The following is a 16,275-nucleotide window of genomic DNA, read 5'->3' on the forward strand; positions in this document are numbered from 1 at the left end:
AGTTGGCTTGCCGACGATGGGCCGCAGCGCGGCCCCGGCCAACTCAGGTCAGGAAGCGGTACTGGCCGTACCCTGCACGTTTTTGGGTGCCAACCGGAACACGTGGTACAGCACGGTCAACAGCACCAGGAATGCCGGGCCGATGTACAGCGCCACCCGGGTGTCCTCGAAGTACGCCATCAGTCCCACCACCAGCACCAGGAACGCCAATGCCAGGTAAGAGCTCAGCGGCCACAACCACATGCGGTACTTCAGCCCCTGGCGCTGGGCAGGGGTAAGGCCGGCACGGAATTTCAACTGTGCCAGCAGGATCATCACCCAGGTCCAGATCGCGCCAAAGGTGGCAATCGACGTCACCCAGACGAAGACCTTCTCCGGCACCAGGTAGTTGGCCAGCACACCCAGCAGGAGCGCGCCGATGGACAGCAGCAGCGCATTGCGCGGTACCCCGTTGTTCGAGGTACGGGCAAAGGCCGCCGGGGCTTGGCCGTTCTGCGCCAGGCTATAGAGCATGCGCCCGGTGCTGAAGATGCCGCCATTGCATGAGGACAGTGCCGCGGTGATGACCACGAAGTTGATGATGCCCGCGGCGGTCTTGATGCCCAGGCGCTCGAAGGTCATGACGAACGGGCTGCCCTGGCTGCCAATTTCGTTCCACGGGTAGATCGACAGAATCACGAACAACGCACCGACATAGAACAGCAGGATGCGCCAGAACACCGAGCCGATGGCCTGCGGAATGGTTCTTTGCGGGTTACGGGCTTCACCGGCAGTCAAACCGATCATTTCCACGCCCAGGTAGGCGAACATCACCATCTGCAGCGACATCAGCACGCCGGTCACGCCATTGGGCATGAAGCCGCCGTTGCTCCACAGGTTGGCGATGCCCACGGCCACACCGTCATTGCCCAGGCCGAAGGCAATGATGCCGACGCCGCCCAGCACCATGGCGATGATGGTGACGATCTTGATCAGGGCGAACCAGAACTCGAATTCGCCGAAGGCCTTGACCGCTACCAGGTTGACCGCCCCCATGCTGCCCAGCGCCGCCAGGGCCCAGATCCAGCGGGGCACGTCGGGGAACCAGATCCCCATGTAGATGGCTACCGCGGTAATTTCCGCAACACAGGTCACCAGCCACAGGAACCAGTAGTTCCAGCCAGTGAGAAAGCCCGCCAGCGGGCCGAGGTAGTCCTGCGCATAGCGGCTGAACGAGCCGGCGACAGGGTTGTGCACGGCCATTTCACCAAGGGCGCGCATGATCACCAGAATGGCCAGGCCACCGATGATGTAGGACAGCATGATGGCCGGGCCGGCCATTTCGATGGCCTTGGCCGAGCCTAGGAAAAGACCGACACCGATACAGGCGCCCAGCGCCATCAGACGGATATGCCGTTCGCCCAGTTCACGCTTGAGCGGGCCGCCTTGGGTGGGCTGGCCATGGGCAGGGTGGTTGCCGACTGGCATAGCGATTCAACCTCATTTTGTTATTGGATTTGCCTTCGTGCAGCACCCGCCACGCCGATAGGCGTGGCCTTGGCTTGCCAAGCTGGCCTTTTGGGCTGGCCTGCGTGCCGGGTCAGCGCAACCCGGCAGGGCGAAGGGGCGAGCAGTATAGGAAGACCGCTGAAGGGGTTTTCGCTGTATATCCATGAATAATCAGCGAGTTCTCCGGAGCCCCCGGTACCTTGATCAGCGCCGACAAATGTTTCCGCCTACCCGCTCACCGTCTAAGCTTCAGGCAAGCAAGACGAAAATACCTGGCCGGATTGAAGATTATGGGCGCACTGTGGCAATCGGAACCAAGCAGGACGGAAGCACCCGAGACACCGCCGGCCGAGACGCCACAACGCAAGCCCCCCCGGCAGCGTCGGCTATGGTGGCGGCTGATCATCCTCATCGTGCTGGTGGCGCTGGTGGCTGTCGGCTTCGCCGCCTACGACGAATTTCGCACGTCCGAGTTGCAGTCGCGGGAGTTCAGCAAGCTCGCCAGCACCCTCACCTACTCGCTGCAGCCCGGCCCCAGCGACGCCATCGTCTACCCCGGTGACGGGCCGTTCGACAAACGCCTGGGCTACAGTGCCCTGGGTGAGTTTCTGCCGCGCCTGCTCAAGCGCGACTACCTGATCAGCGAACAGGTCAGGTTTTCCCCGGCGTTGATGAACTACGTCGAGCATGGGCTGTTCGTGCCCTATATCGAGAAGATCCAGGCGGGCCTGTCGATCACCGACTGCCGTGGCGACACGCTCTACCAGTACAACTACCCGCAGCACCTGTACCCCGACTTCGCCGCCATCCCGCCCGTGATGGTCAATAGTCTGCTGTTCATCGAGAACCGCGACCTGCTCGACACCCAAGACCCGCGCAACAACCCGGCCGTGGACTGGCCGCGCTTCGCCAAGGCCGCCTACAGCCAGGTGGCCAAGTACCTGGCGCTGCCCGGCCAGTCGGCGGGTGGCAGCACCCTGGCCACGCAATTGGAAAAGTATCGCCACTCCCCAGATGGCCTGACCGTATCGGGGGCCGAGAAGATCCGCCAGATGATTTCGGCCAGCGTGCGCGCGTACCAGGGCGGCCCCGACACCACCGAGGCGCGCAAACGCATCGTGCGTGACTACCTCAATAGCGTGCCACTGTCGGCCGTGCCTGGCCACGGCGAGGTGCACGGCATGGCCGAGGGGTTGCGGGTGTGGTACGGCGCCGACTTCGACCAGGTCAACCAGGCGCTGACGTCCACCGCCACCGACCCGCAAAGCATGGCGGCGCGCGGCCTGGCCCTGCGCCAGGTGCTGTCGCTGATGATTGCCCAGCGGCGGCCCTCGCATTACTTGTCCAAAGGCCGGGTGGAACTGGCCGAGCTGACCGATTCGCACATCCGCGTGCTCGCCGCCAACAAGGTCATCGATCAGCCACTGGCCGACGCAGCGCTGGCCAGCAAGGCGGTGTACCGCGACTGGGTGGCGCAACCGACCATCGTGCCCATCGTCACCAACAAGGGTATCAGCCTGGCGCGCAACCGCCTGGCGGCCATGCTCAACCGCCCGCTGTACGACCTCGACCGCCTCGATGTATCGGCTACCAGCACCCTGCAGGCCGACCTGCAATTGCAGGTCAGCCAATACCTGAAAAACCTTGCCGACCCGGCTTTCGCTGCGCAGATCGGCCTGATCGGCGAGCGCCTGCTCACCGCCAAGACCACCGACCAGGTGAGCTACAGCTTCACCCTGTTCGAACGCACCGCCGATGGCTCGCGGGTCAGGGTGCAGACCGACAGTACCGACCAGCCATTCGACATCAACGAAGGCAGCAAGCTGGAGCTGGGCTCCACGGCGAAGTTGCGGGTACTGACGACCTACCTGGAGATCATTGCCGAACTGCACGACAAGTACGCCGGCAAGCCTGTCGCCGAGCTGAAAAAGGTCGACGTCGCCGAGCTTGACCGCATCACCCAATGGTCACTGGATTGGCTGGCGCAGAACAGCAAGAACCAGAGCCTGGATGCCATGCTCGACGCCGCCCTGGAGCGCAAGTACTCGGCCAGCACCGGCGAGGCGTTTTTCACCGGCGGCGGCATGCATGTGTTCAACAACTTCCGCAAGGAGGACAACAGCCGCAACCCCACGCTCAAGGATGCCCTGCGCGAGTCGATCAACTTGCCCTTCATCCGCCTGATGCGCGACCTGGTGCGCTATGTGACCTACCAGCAGCCCTACAACCGCGTACCGCTGCTCAAGGATGACGCCGACCCGCGTCGCCAGGAGTACCTGGCGCGCTTTGCCGACAAGGAAGGCACCAACTACCTGATGCGCTTCTGGAAGAAATACCAGCGCAAGACCTCGCAACAGCGCCTGGATACCTTCCTCGACAGCATGCGCGTGACCCCGCAACGGTTGGCCGCCGTGCACCGCTACCTGTTCCCCGAAGCGGGCCAGCAAACGTTCAATGCCTTTGTCCGCGCTCACCTCAAGGGTGACAAGAGCGCCCTGGGCAAACTCAGCGATGGCCGCCTGGCCGAGATGTACGAAGCCTATGGCCCGGGCAAGTACGACCTGCCCGACCAGGGTTACATTGCCAAGGTCCACCCCTTGGACCTGTGGCTGCTCGGCTACCTGCTGAAGAACCCCAGTTCGACCTTGAGCGAGATGGTCAACGCCAGCCGCTTCGAGCGCCAGGAGGTCTACGGCTGGCTGTTCAAGAGCCGCCACCAGGGCGCTCGCGACAGCCGCATTCGCACCATGGTGGAAATCGAAGCGTTCCTCGACATCCACCAGCGCTGGAAGCGCGTGGGCTACCCGTTCGACCACCTGGTGCCGTCGCTGGCGACCGCCATCGGCAGCTCGGGCGACCGCCCTGCCGCCCTCTCGGAGCTGGTTGGGATCATCCAGAACGATGGCATCCGCCTGCCCACACTGCGCATCGACACCCTGCATTTTGCCGCCAACACCCCCTACGAAACCAAACTGATCAGCGACCCGGACCGGGGGGTGCGGATTCTGCCGGTCGAGGTAGCACGCGCCCTCAAAGGTGCCATGTCGCAGGTGGTCGATGCCGGCACCGCGCGGCGCATTTCCGGCAGTTTCAAGCTGCAGGACGGCACGCCCCTGGTAATGGGCGGCAAAACCGGTACCGGTGACAACCGCATTGAAAGCTTTGGCGCCGGCGGCCGGCTGATCGGCTCGCGGTCGCTCAACCGCACCGCCACCTTCGTGTTCTTCCTGGGCGAAAACCACTTCGGCACCTTGACCGCGTTCGTGCCAGGGCGTTCGGCAGAGGCATTCAAGTTCACTTCGGCGCTGCCGGTGCAGGTACTCAAGGGCATGGCACCGATCCTCATGCCATACCTGCAGCCGGGCAATCCGAACGCGTGCAAGCCGCCGGAAGTGGCCGCCAACTCGACCACGAAAGCGGACGAATCGAACAATTAGATGAGAATCATCAGCAATTGAGGGCTTGTCTTTAGATATATCTTGAGTAATATCTTACGATATATCGCAAAGAAGGAGCCCCTATTCCCATGCGTGAACTTACCCCCCATGACCCCTTCGAACGGCGCCCCGGGCGCGGCGAACGCGGCCCCCGTGTATTTGCCCCCGGTGACCTCAAGTTGCTCATGCTCGACTTGCTCGCAAGCCAGCCCGGCCATGGCTACGACCTGATCCGCCAGATCGAGAACCTGTTCGAAGGCAGTTACAGCCCGAGCCCCGGGGTGATCTACCCCACGCTGAATTTTCTTGAAGAAGCCGAGCTGATCAGCGGCCAGGTGCAGGGCAGCAAGCGCCTGTATGCCATCACCGAGGCCGGCCGCGGTGCACTGGCGGACCAGGCGGTGGCGCTGGACGGCGTGCGCATGCGCATCGAAGTCAGCAAGCGCGCCTTGCGCGGCCACGATCGCCCGCCTGAAATTCACGAAGCGGTGGGCAACCTGCGCCATGCGCTGCACATGCACAGCGGCCGCTGGACACCTGAAGAAATCGACAGGGTTCGCGACCTGCTCAACCACACCGCCAAAGCCATCGCTTCCGGGCCGGCCGGCGCTGCTACGGAGGCGCTCCATGACTAACAGCATTCACCGCGTCAACCATGAGATTCGCCAGCGCTGCCTGCAGGTGCTGCGGGTCACCGAGCTTACCCCGCGCATGCGCCGTATCACGTTGGGCGGGGCTGAACTGCAAGGCTTCACCAGCTTGGGCAGCGACGACCATATCAAGCTGCTGTTCGGCGAAACCCCGGAGCAGCAACAGGCCATCGAGGCCCGCAAGCTGGGCAAGGACAGTGGCGTACGGCCCACCATGCGTGAATACACGCCACGGCGCATAGACCTGGTGGCCAACGAGTTGGACATCGACTTCGTCCTGCATGGCGACGGCCCTGCTTCCACGTGGGCGGCGCAGGCCGCGGTCGGCCAAACCCTGAATATCGCCGGGCCACGCGCCTCACTGGTGGTGCCGGATGTGTTCGACAGCTACTTGCTGATCGGCGATGAAACGGCCATCCCGGCAATCGGCAGGCGGCTCGAGGAGCTGCCTGCTGGCCGCCAGGTGCTGGCGGTGATCCAGATCGAGGATGAGCAGGAGCGCCAGCCGCTGCCGAGCAAGGCGCAGGTCGAGGTGATCTGGGTACGCCGCCACGAGGAAGACCTGCTGGCATTGGTGCAGAACCTGACCTTGCCGCAAGGCCGGTTGTACGCCTGGGTAGCGCTGGAAAAAACCCTGACCCGCCAGGCCAAGGCGCTGCTGCTGGAAAAAGGCGTGCCCGAGGATGCTTTGAAAGCCGCGGCTTACTGGCGGGCCGACGGGGCTGGGGACGACGAATAATCGGCTTCAGCCTGTTACGGCCTCTTCGCGGGCAAGCCCGCTCCCACAGGTACATCACCAGCCTTGGAGACGGCGGTATTCCTGTAGGAGCGGGCTTGCCCGCGAAGAGGTCGGCACAGGCTAAGCAAACTTTTGCGCCCCACGCCAACGATCCAGCCCCAGCAACACCAGCCCGATCCCCCAGAACCCCGCCAGCACGCCCAGGGCATTGAGCAGCACTTGCCCGTACCCCAGCCTCGCCACATCGATGAACGGGTAGGCGTACAGGCCTATCTCGCTACCCCGCCACAAGGCGTAGCCAAAGTATACGGCCGGGTAGAGTGCCCACAGCGCCAAATGCCGCAGACGCAAATGGCCCTTGGGCACCTCACACCACCAGTACAAGGCGTACAGCGCCGGCATCACGTCGTGCAGCAACTCGTCGGCCAGCCATTGCCAGCCCTCTGGCTGCCACAAGTGGCGCAGCAACACGCTGTAGGCCAGCGCTACCAGCACAATGCTCGCGGCCACCGCGGAACTCACCGACGGCGACAGAAAAAAATGCCTGGCCCGGCCTTCGCGGCCAAACGCCGCATAACTGAGCACCGTGGCCACCAAGGTGTTGGTCAACACCGTGAAATAGCCAAACACGTTGATCAGGCCGCCGATCAGGCTGGCCTGCTCCTGCCAACGCGCCAGCAGTACCAGGTACACCTGCACGGTCAGGCCGAACCAGCCCAGCACCGCCATGACGGTCAGCCAGGGTCGCCGCAGCACGTTCAGGCCTGACGCTGCAGCTTCACGTACAACTGCTCGACCTTTTCCCGCGCCCAAGGGGTTTTACGCAAGAAGGTCAGGCTCGACTTGATCGTCGGGTTGCTCTTGAAGCAACGCACGTCAATGCGTTCGGCCAAGCCCTGCCATTGGTAATGCACCACCAGCTCGGTAAGGATCTGTTCGAGGGTCTTGCCGTGCAGCGCGTTGTGTTGGGCCGTGCTCATGCTGTACTCCGTGGGAAAGATGCGCACCTTACACGAGTGTAGTGGCGGGTGGGATCCGGCGAGGCCGCAGAAAAACGCTGGCCAGGGAAGAAACCTCTGTGCTGAAATAGTTATGTTATGTTGTAACACTATATGAGCATCTGCCAAGGAACGTCCCACTCTCATGTTGTCTGCACCGCTTCGCCTCTCCCCCCTTGCCGTCGCGCTCTGGCTGGCCGCTTCGCCCAGCCACGCGGTGGAACTTGAACCCCAGGTGATCACGGCCAACCCGCTGGGCAACCGCCAACTGGCCGCGCCCAGCACCGTGCTCGAAGGCGACAACCTGCTGCAACAGCAGCACGGCAGCCTCGGTGAAACCCTGAACAAACAGCCCGGTGTCGCCTCGACCTGGTTCGGCCCTGGCGCCAGCCGCCCGGTCATTCGTGGCCTGGATGGCGATCGCATTCGCATCCTGCGCAACGGCGTAGGCGCCCTGGATGCCTCCTCGCTGTCCTACGACCATGCCGTGCCGCTGGACCCGGTGACCGTCGATCGTGTCGAAATCGTGCGCGGCCCTGCCGCACTGTTGTACGGCGGCAACGCCATTGGCGGCGTGGTCAACACCTTCGATAACCGCATCCCCGACGCCCCCATCGAGGGCATTCACGGCGCCGGTGAACTGCGTTACGGTGGCGCCGACACGACCCGCAGCAGCGCCGGCAAGCTAGAAGCCGGCGATGGCACATTCGCCCTGCACCTGGATGCCAACAGCCGTCAGTTCAATGACCTGCGCATCCCTGGCTACGCCCGTAGCGCGAAAGTGCGCGATGCCGAAGAGCCCGGCAGCAAGCACCGCCTGGAAAACAGCGATGGCCGCCAGGATGGCGGCGCCATCGGCGGTGCCTACCACTGGGACCACGGTTACGCCGGCCTGTCGTACAGCCGCTACGACAGCAACTACGGCTCGGTGGCCGAATCCGGCGTGCGCCTGGACATGAAACAGGACCACTACGCCTTCGCCTCCGAACTGCGCGACCTCGACGGCCCGTTCAGCTCGGTCAAGGTCGATGCCGGCTACACCGACTACGAACACAGCGAAATAGAGGAAGGCGAGGTTCACACCACGTTCAAGAACAAAGGCTACGAAGCGCGTATCGAAGCCCGCCACCAGCCGCTCGGGCCTGTGGAGGGCGTGATCGGTGCGCAAGTCAGCCGCAACGAATTCTCTGCCCTGGGCGAAGAGGCCTTCGTGCCGCACACCGATACCGACAGCCTGGCGTTGTTCATGCTCGAACAGTGGCAAGCGACCGAGCGCCTGAACCTGAGCCTGGGCGCACGCATGGAACACACCCGCGTGGCCCCGGATGCCAAAGGCAACGAGAACTTCGTCGACGCCAACAGCGCCAGCAGCTTCAATGCGTTCAGCCTGTCATCGGGCGCGGTGTACCAACTCGACCCGGTCTGGTCGCTGGCGGCCAACCTTGGCTATACCGAACGCGCCCCGACCTTCTACGAGCTGTATGCCAATGGCGCCCACGTCGCCACCGGTGCCTATGAAGTCGGTGATGCCAGGCTGAACAAGGAAAAGGCCATTTCCGCCGACCTGGCGTTACGCTTCGACAACGGTACGCACAAGGGCAGCGTCGGGCTGTTCTACAGCCACTTCCGCAATTACATCGGCCTGATCGGCACCGGCAACCTGCGCGAAAGCGGGCATGATCACGACCACGACGAAGCTGACCATGATCACGACGACGGTTTCCCGGAGTACCAGTACCAAGGTGTGCGGGCACGCTTCTACGGCATCGAGGCCCAGGACCGCTGGCAGCTGGTCGATAACCGTTATGGCAGCTTTGCCCTGGAATTGTCGGGTGACTACACCCGGGCCAAGAACCTTGACAGCGGCGAGCCGCTGCCCCGTATTGCCCCGCTACGCCTGAACAGTGGCCTGGTCTGGGAGCTGGACCGCTGGCAGGCCCGGGTTGACGTGCAGCACGCCGCCTCTCAGCACCGCAAGCCGGCCAACGAAAGCAGCACCGATGGCTATACCACGCTGGGGGCCAGTGTTGGCTACCGCTTCGACGTTGGCCAGAGCCAGTGGCTGGCGTTCGTGCGCGGTGAGAACCTGACCGACCAGACCGTGCGCTATGCCAGCTCGATTCTGCGCGATATCGCGCCAGCACCGGGGCGCAGTGTGGAAGTGGGCCTGCGTACCACCTTTTGAAATGGTGGGGGCGCTTTGCGCCCCAATCGCCGGCAAGCCATTTCCTACACGTACTGCGCCACACCTGGGTAGGCGCAGGAACTGCGCAGAGCAGAGCCCTACGGACATTATTACCAATTGAACAATAATGACCTGCGACAATTTGTCTTTTTTTCTGACGCCTTCCCCTATATCCTCCCCGCCGCAAGCTGAAACGCTTCACTGAACTCCCACGTTGCCACATCCATTGAAAGCCTCGCCTTTCGATGCGCTTGCCGTTTTTTCAATAATCAGAAGATAGCGCTATCTCATGCTCCAACTGCCCAAAACCTGTTACATAGGCGTCGCCCTTGCTGCCTTGGCGACCCCCACCTGCGCCAGCGAAATGTTCGCCAACGACTCCCCGTGGATGCTCGGCGACTGGGGCGGCACCCGCACCCGGTTGCTTGAACAAGGCTACGACTTCACCCTCGGCTACACCGGCGAGATGGGCAGCAACCTGCACGGTGGCTACGACCATGACCGTACCGCGCGCTACAGCGACCAGTTCACCTTTGGCAGCCACCTGGACCTGGACAAGATCCTTGGCTGGCACGACACCGAAGTGCAACTGACCATCACCGAGCGCCACGGCGACAACATCAGCAACGACCGCATCAATGACCCACGCGTGGGTGGCTTTACCTCGGCCCAGGAAGTATGGGGCCGCGGTGAAACCTGGCGGCTGACGCAAATGTGGATCAAGCAGAAGTACTTCGACGGCGCACTGGACGTGAAATTCGGCCGTTTCGGCGAAGGCGAGGACTTCAACAGTTTCCCCTGTGACTTCCAGAACCTGGCCTTCTGCGGCTCGCAGGTGGGCAACTGGGTGGGTGGCATCTGGTACAACTGGCCGGTCAGCCAATGGGCCCTGCGCGTGCGCTACAACCTCAGCCCCACGTTGTACGCGCAGGTTGGCGTGTTCGAACAGAACCCGTCCAACCTCGAGTCAGGTAACGGCTTCAAGCTCAGTGGCAGCGGCACCCAAGGTGCGGTCATGCCAGTCGAACTGGTATGGAGCCCGCGCGTCAAAGGCCTGAAAGGGGAATATCGCGCCGGCTACTACTACAGTAATGCCAAGGCACACGATGTTCTCAAGGACAGCAACGGCCAGCCGGCAGCCCTGAGCGGCGGCGCCTACCGCAGCAGCTCGAGCAAGCATGGCGTGTGGCTCGGCGCCCAGCAGCAGGTGACTGCACTGGCCTCCGACCATTCGCGTGGCCTGAGCCTATTCGCCAACGCAACGATGCACGACAAGAAAACCAATGTCATCGACAACTATGTTCAGGCAGGACTGGTATTCAAAGGGCCTTTCGATGCCCGCGCCAAGGACGACATCGGCTTCGCCCTCGCCCGCGTGCACGTCAACCCTGGCTACCGCAAGAACGCCCGCCTGGCCAACCAGGCAGCCGGCCTTGACGATTACGACAACCCCGGCTTCCTGCCTGTGCAAGACACGGAATACAGCGCCGAGCTGTACTACGGCATTCATGTGGCCAACTGGCTCACGGTCCGCCCGAACCTGCAGTACATCCGCCATCCCGGCGGCGTGTCGCAAGTTGATGGCGCCCTGGTCGGTGGCCTGAAGATCCAAAGCAGTTTCTGAATTTTTTTGACGTGACGGAGAACCTGAAATGAGCACTGAAGGTGCCAACACTGGAAGCCGCTGGCTACCGCGCCTGATTGGCGCGCTGCTGTTGCTGATGGGCCTGGCCCTGCTGGCCGGCGGCATCAAGTTGAGCCAGCTGGGCGGCTCGCTGTACTACCTTGTTGCCGGTATCGGCTTTGCCTTGTCGGGCATTCTGCTGCTGGCCCAACGGCGCATTGCCTTGGGCCTGTACGGCCTGGTGCTGCTAGGCAGCACGGTATGGGCCTTGCTCGAAGTCGGCCTGGACTGGTGGCAACTGGTGCCGCGCCTGGCCATCTGGTTCGCCATCGGCGTGGTCCTGCTGCTACCGTGGGCACGCCGCCCGCTGATCGGCCCCGCCAGCACTGCCAACACGGCGCTGCTCAGCGTGGCCGTGGTGGCCGCAGGCGCCTGCGCCCTGGGCAGCCAGTTCACCCACCCGGGTGAGGTGTTTGGCGAACTGGGCCGCGACAGCAGCGAGATGGCCAGCGCCGCGCCGAGCATGCCGGACGGCGAATGGCAGGCTTATGGCCGTACCGAGCATGGCGACCGTTATTCGCCACTGCGCCAGATCACCCCGCAGAACGCCTACCGCCTGGAAGAAGCCTGGCGCATCCGCACCGGTGACCTGCCGACCGAGAACGACCCGGTCGAGCTGACCAACCAGAACACCCCGCTGAAAGTCAACGGTATGCTGTATGCCTGCACCGCGCATAGCCGCCTGCTGGCACTCGACCCGGACACCGGCGCGGAAATCTGGCGCTATGACCCGCAGGTGAAGAGCCCCACCGGCACCTTCAAAGGCTTTGCCCACATGACCTGCCGCGGGGTTTCGTATTATGACGAGAACCGCTACGTCAGCCGCGACGGCAGCCCGGCCCCGAAAATCAGCGACGCCGGCCAAGCCGTGGCGCAGGCCTGCCCGCGCCGCCTGTATCTGCCCACCGCAGATGCGCGCCTGATCGCCATCAACGCCGACAACGGCAAGGTCTGCGAAGGCTTCGCCAACCAGGGTGTGATCGACCTGACAACCGGCATCGGCCCGTTCACCGCCGGCGGCTATTACTCCACCTCGCCCGCGGCCATTACCCGCGACCTGGTGATCATCGGCGGCCATGTCACCGACAACGAGTCCACCAACGAGCCGTCTGGCGTCATCCGCGCCTACGACGTGCACGACGGCCACCTGGTGTGGAACTGGGACAGCAACAACCCGGAAGACACCAAGCCGTTGGCCCCCGGCAAGATGTACAGCCGCAACTCGGCCAACATGTGGTCGATCGCCAGTGTCGACGAAGACCTCGGCATGATCTACCTGCCGCTGGGTAACCAGACCCCAGACCAGTGGGGCGCTGACCGCACCCCAGGCGCCGAGAAGTACAGCGCAGGTGTGGTAGCCCTGGACCTTGCGACCGGCAAGGCCCGCTGGAACTACCAGTTCACCCACCACGACCTGTGGGACATGGACGTCGGCAGCCAGCCGACGCTGGTGCACCTGAAGACCGACGATGGCGTGAAACCGGCGATCATCGTGCCGACCAAGCAGGGTAGCCTGTATGTGCTCGACCGCCGCGACGGTACGCCAATCGTGCCGATCCGTGAAATCCCCACCCCGCAAGGTGCGGTGAAAGGCGACCACACTTCGCCGACCCAGGCCCGTTCCGACCTCAACCTGCTGGGCCCGGAACTGACCGAACAAGCCATGTGGGGCGCCACCCCGTTCGACCAGATGCTGTGCCGCATCCAGTTCCGCGAACTGCGCTACGAGGGCCAGTACACCCCACCGTCGGAGCAGGGCTCGCTGGTCTACCCAGGCAACGTAGGCGTATTCAACTGGGGCAGCGTATCGGTCGACCCGGTGCGCCAGTTGCTGTTCACCTCGCCCAACTACATGGCATTCGTGTCGAAGATGGTGCCGCGTGAACAGGTTGCCGAGGGCAGCAAGCGCGAAAGCGAAACCAGCGGCGTGCAGCCGAACACCGGTGCCCCGTATGCCGTGACCATGCACCCGTTCATGTCGCCCCTGGGCGTGCCGTGCCAGGCCCCGGCCTGGGGCTACGTGGCCGCCATCGACCTGTTCACCAACAAAGTCGTGTGGAAGCACAAGAACGGCACCACCCGTGACAGCACACCCGTGCCGATCGGCCTGCCGGTTGGCGTGCCCAGCATGGGCGGCTCGATCGTGACCGCAGGCGGCGTCGGTTTCCTCAGCGGGACCCTCGACCAGTACCTGCGCGCCTACGACGTGAACAACGGCAAGGAACTGTGGAAAGCCCGCCTGCCAGCGGGTGGCCAAGCCACCCCGATGACCTACACCGGCAAGGACGGCAAGCAATATGTGCTGGTGACCGCGGGCGGGCATGGCTCGCTGGGTACGCGGATGGGCGATTACATCATCGCTTACAAACTGGCTGAATAAGCTGCAAGTCACAAGCTACAAGCCGCAAGTAAAAGCGGGGCCAATGCGGTCCCGCTTTTTTCTTGCAGCTTGCAGCTTGCACCTTGCAGCTTGAAACTTGAAACCCAATCCCCTGCGCCCCATCTAAGCACCATAGTCATTCACGCAGGTGCCCCATGAGCGACCAGCAGGATTTCCCGGAACACCCCGACGAACACAGCGAAGTCGAGCACACCACCCCCCAGGCCCAAGCCGGCCACGCCCTCGCCCTGCCCGGCCAACAACTGCCGGACAAGGTCTATGTGATTCCGATCCACAACCGCCCGTTCTTCCCGGCCCAGGTACTGCCTGTGATCGTCAACGAAGAGCCCTGGGCGGAGACCCTTGATCTGGTCGCCAAGTCCCCTGACCACTGCCTGGCCCTGTTCTTCATGGACACGCCGGCAGAAGACCACCGCCACTTCGATACCTCGGCATTGCCGCAATACGGCACGCTGGTCAAGGTGCACCATGCCAGCCGTGAAAACGGCAAGCTGCAGTTCGTGGCCCAAGGCCTGACCCGGGTGCGTATCCGTACCTGGCTCAAGCATCACCGCCCGCCCTATCTGGTCGAAGTGGAATACCCGCGCCAGCCCGCCGAGCCTACCGACGAGGTCAAGGCCTACGGTATGGCCCTGATCAACGCGATCAAGGAACTGCTGCCGCTCAACCCGCTTTACAGCGAAGAGCTGAAGAACTACCTCAACCGCTTCAGCCCTAACGACCCGTCGCCGCTCACCGACTTCGCCGCCGCGCTGACCTCGGCTACCGGCGGCCAGTTGCAGGAAGTGCTGGACTGCGTGCCCATGCTCAAGCGCATGGAAAAAGTGCTGCCCATGTTGCGCAAGGAGGTCGAAGTCGCCCGCCTGCAAAACGAGATTTCGGCCGAGGTGAACCGCCAGATTGGCGAGCATCAGCGCGAGTTCTTCCTCAAGGAACAGCTCAAGGTCATTCAGCAGGAGCTGGGCCTGACCAAGGACGACCGCAGTGCCGACCTGGAGCAGTTCGAGCAGCGCCTGGAAGGCAAGACCCTGCCCGAGCAGGCGCGCAAACGCATCGATGAAGAAATGGGCAAACTGGCCATTCTGGAAACCGGTTCGCCCGAATACGCCGTTACCCGCAACTACCTGGAATGGGCCACTGCCCTGCCATGGGGCATCCACGGCAAGGACAAGCTCGACCTCAAGCACGCGCGCAAGGTACTCGACCAACACCATGCAGGCCTCGACGACATCAAGGAACGCATCCTCGAGTTCCTCGCCGTTGGCGCCTGGAAGGGCGAGATCAGCGGCTCGATCGTGCTGCTGGTGGGCCCGCCCGGCGTGGGCAAGACCAGTATCGGCAAGTCGATTGCCGAGTCGCTCGGCCGACCGTTCTACCGCTTCAGCGTCGGCGGCATGCGTGACGAGGCCGAGATCAAGGGTCACCGCCGCACCTACATCGGCGCCCAACCCGGCAAGCTGGTGCAGGCGTTGAAGGATGTCGAAGTGATGAACCCGGTCATCATGCTCGACGAGATCGACAAGATGGGCCAGAGCTACCAGGGCGACCCGGCCTCGGCGCTGCTGGAAACCCTCGACCCGGAACAGAACGTCGACTTCCTCGACCACTACCTGGACCTGCGCCTGGACCTGTCGAAAGTGCTCTTCGTATGTACCGCCAACACCCTGGACTCGATCCCCGGCCCGTTGCTGGACCGCATGGAAGTGATCCGCCTGTCCGGCTATATCACCGAAGAAAAACTGGCCATCGCCAAGCGCCACCTGTGGCCCAAGCAGTTGCAAAAGGCCGGGGTGGCCAAGGCCAGCCTGAGCATCAGCGACAGCGCGCTGCGCACGGTGATCGAGGGCTACGCCCGAGAGGCCGGGGTGCGCCAGCTGGAAAAGCAATTGGGCAAGCTGGTGCGCAAGGCGGTGGTCAAGCTGCTGGAAAACCCGGACGCCAAGCTGAAAATCGGCACCAAGGACCTGGAGGCCGCACTCGGCATGCCGGTGTTCCGCAGCGAGCAAGTACTGGCGGGCAAAGGTGTGATCACGGGCCTGGCCTGGACCAGCATGGGCGGCGCGACCTTGCCGATCGAGGCAACCCGCATCCACACCCTCAACCGCGGCTTCAAGCTGACTGGCAAGCTGGGCGATGTGATGAAGGAATCGGCCGAGATCGCCTACAGCTACGTCAGCTCCAACCTCAAGCAGTTCGGGGGTGACCCCGGTTTCTTCAACGAAGCCTTCATTCACCTGCATGTGCCTGAAGGGGCCACCCCCAAGGACGGGCCGAGCGCTGGCATCACCATGGCCAGTGCCCTGCTGTCGCTGGCCCGCAACCAGGCACCGAAGAAGGGGGTGGCCATGACCGGCGAACTTACCCTCACCGGCCAGGTGCTGCCCATTGGCGGGGTGCGCGAGAAAGTGATCGCGGCACGGCGGCAGAAGATCTTCGAATTGATCTTGCCAGAGCCTAACCGCGGGGACTTCGAGGAACTGCCGGACTACCTGCGTGAAGGTTTGACGGTGCATTTTGCCAAACGCTTTGCCGACGTGGCGAAAGTATTGTTCTGACAGGCCCTGGGCTAATGCCAGTCAGTTAAGCCTGAGTGGCAGCCATTGGGCTGCTTCGCAGCCCATCGCCGGCAAGCCGGGCTCCCACAGGGGCAGTGCAGACCTCAAGCTTTGCGCGGTACCTGTGGGAGATTCTAT

General features: G+C 63.2%; 10 protein-coding genes. 7 read left to right on the forward strand and 3 right to left on the reverse strand.

What is annotated here, in order from left to right:
- Positions 1-48: 48 nt before the first annotated feature.
- The gene (locus G1E_RS24910) at positions 49-1,467 is read right to left on the reverse strand and encodes an amino acid permease (RefSeq protein ID WP_009681951.1); all 1,419 of its coding nucleotides are present in this window, start codon (positions 1,465-1,467) and stop codon (positions 49-51) included.
- A gap of 311 nt (positions 1,468-1,778) precedes the next feature.
- Between G1E_RS24910 and G1E_RS24915 the strand changes: the two genes are divergently transcribed.
- From G1E_RS24915 to G1E_RS24925, 3 genes are all read left to right on the forward strand, one after another.
- Complete coding sequence (locus G1E_RS24915; protein ID WP_033690145.1) at positions 1,779-4,925, forward strand: transglycosylase domain-containing protein; 3,147 nt, start codon at positions 1,779-1,781, stop codon at positions 4,923-4,925.
- 89 nt (positions 4,926-5,014) lie between these two features.
- Complete coding sequence (locus tag G1E_RS24920) at positions 5,015-5,560, forward strand: PadR family transcriptional regulator (protein WP_009681953.1); 546 nt, start codon at positions 5,015-5,017, stop codon at positions 5,558-5,560.
- Positions 5,553-6,314 carry a siderophore-interacting protein gene (locus tag G1E_RS24925; RefSeq protein ID WP_009681954.1) on the forward strand — a complete coding sequence of 254 codons (762 nt, stop codon included), beginning with the start codon at positions 5,553-5,555 and terminating at the stop codon, positions 6,312-6,314. The genes G1E_RS24920 and G1E_RS24925 overlap by 8 nt, the downstream gene beginning before the upstream one ends.
- Positions 6,315-6,434: 120 nt before the next feature.
- Here the strand turns inward: G1E_RS24925 and G1E_RS24930 are convergent, their stop codons facing one another.
- Together G1E_RS24930 and G1E_RS24935 are read right to left on the reverse strand one after the other, a co-directional pair.
- Positions 6,435-7,070: a Pr6Pr family membrane protein gene (locus G1E_RS24930; protein ID WP_033690146.1), complete on the reverse strand. Its 636-nt coding sequence runs from the start codon at positions 7,068-7,070 to the stop codon at positions 6,435-6,437.
- 2 nt (positions 7,071-7,072) lie between these two features.
- Positions 7,073-7,294: a VF530 family DNA-binding protein gene (locus tag G1E_RS24935; protein WP_009681956.1), complete on the reverse strand. Its 222-nt coding sequence runs from the start codon at positions 7,292-7,294 to the stop codon at positions 7,073-7,075.
- Positions 7,295-7,457: 163 nt separating this feature from the next.
- On the opposite strand from G1E_RS24935, the gene G1E_RS24940 reads away from it, so the two are divergent.
- The 4 genes from G1E_RS24940 (at position 7,458) to lon (ending at position 16,137) form a co-directional block, all read left to right on the forward strand.
- Positions 7,458-9,497, forward strand: coding sequence for a TonB-dependent receptor (locus G1E_RS24940; RefSeq protein ID WP_047150209.1), 2,040 nt, complete (start codon positions 7,458-7,460; stop codon positions 9,495-9,497).
- 289 nt (positions 9,498-9,786) lie between these two features.
- Positions 9,787-11,121 carry a carbohydrate porin gene (locus G1E_RS24945; RefSeq protein WP_009681959.1) on the forward strand — a complete coding sequence of 445 codons (1,335 nt, stop codon included), beginning with the start codon at positions 9,787-9,789 and terminating at the stop codon, positions 11,119-11,121.
- A gap of 28 nt (positions 11,122-11,149) precedes the next feature.
- The gene (locus G1E_RS24950; RefSeq protein ID WP_009681960.1) at positions 11,150-13,561 is read left to right on the forward strand and encodes a glucose/quinate/shikimate family membrane-bound PQQ-dependent dehydrogenase; all 2,412 of its coding nucleotides are present in this window, start codon (positions 11,150-11,152) and stop codon (positions 13,559-13,561) included.
- Positions 13,562-13,716: 155 nt separating this feature from the next.
- Positions 13,717-16,137, forward strand: coding sequence for an endopeptidase La (gene lon / locus G1E_RS24955; protein WP_009681961.1), 2,421 nt, complete (start codon positions 13,717-13,719; stop codon positions 16,135-16,137).
- The last annotated feature ends 138 nt before the right edge of the window (positions 16,138-16,275 follow it).

It is taken from the genome of Pseudomonas sp. TJI-51, from assembly GCF_000190455.2.
GTDB classification, from domain to species: Bacteria; Pseudomonadota; Gammaproteobacteria; order Pseudomonadales; family Pseudomonadaceae; genus Aquipseudomonas; species Aquipseudomonas juntendi.

Bases quoted from the DNA above. Each gene is read 5' to 3' on its own strand.
- G1E_RS24910 (WP_009681951.1), bottom strand. From the start codon at position 1,467: ATGCCAGTCGGCAACCACCCTGCCCATGGCCAGCCCACCCAAGGCGGC.
- G1E_RS24915 (WP_033690145.1), top strand. From the start codon at position 1,779: ATGGGCGCACTGTGGCAATCGGAACCAAGCAGGACGGAAGCACCCGAG.
- G1E_RS24920 (WP_009681953.1), top strand. From the start codon at position 5,015: ATGCGTGAACTTACCCCCCATGACCCCTTCGAACGGCGCCCCGGGCGC.
- G1E_RS24925 (WP_009681954.1), top strand. From the start codon at position 5,553: ATGACTAACAGCATTCACCGCGTCAACCATGAGATTCGCCAGCGCTGC.
- G1E_RS24935 (WP_009681956.1), bottom strand. From the start codon at position 7,294: ATGAGCACGGCCCAACACAACGCGCTGCACGGCAAGACCCTCGAACAG.
- G1E_RS24940 (WP_047150209.1), top strand. From the start codon at position 7,458: ATGTTGTCTGCACCGCTTCGCCTCTCCCCCCTTGCCGTCGCGCTCTGG.
- G1E_RS24945 (WP_009681959.1), top strand. From the start codon at position 9,787: ATGCTCCAACTGCCCAAAACCTGTTACATAGGCGTCGCCCTTGCTGCC.
- G1E_RS24950 (WP_009681960.1), top strand. From the start codon at position 11,150: ATGAGCACTGAAGGTGCCAACACTGGAAGCCGCTGGCTACCGCGCCTG.
- lon (WP_009681961.1), top strand. From the start codon at position 13,717: ATGAGCGACCAGCAGGATTTCCCGGAACACCCCGACGAACACAGCGAA.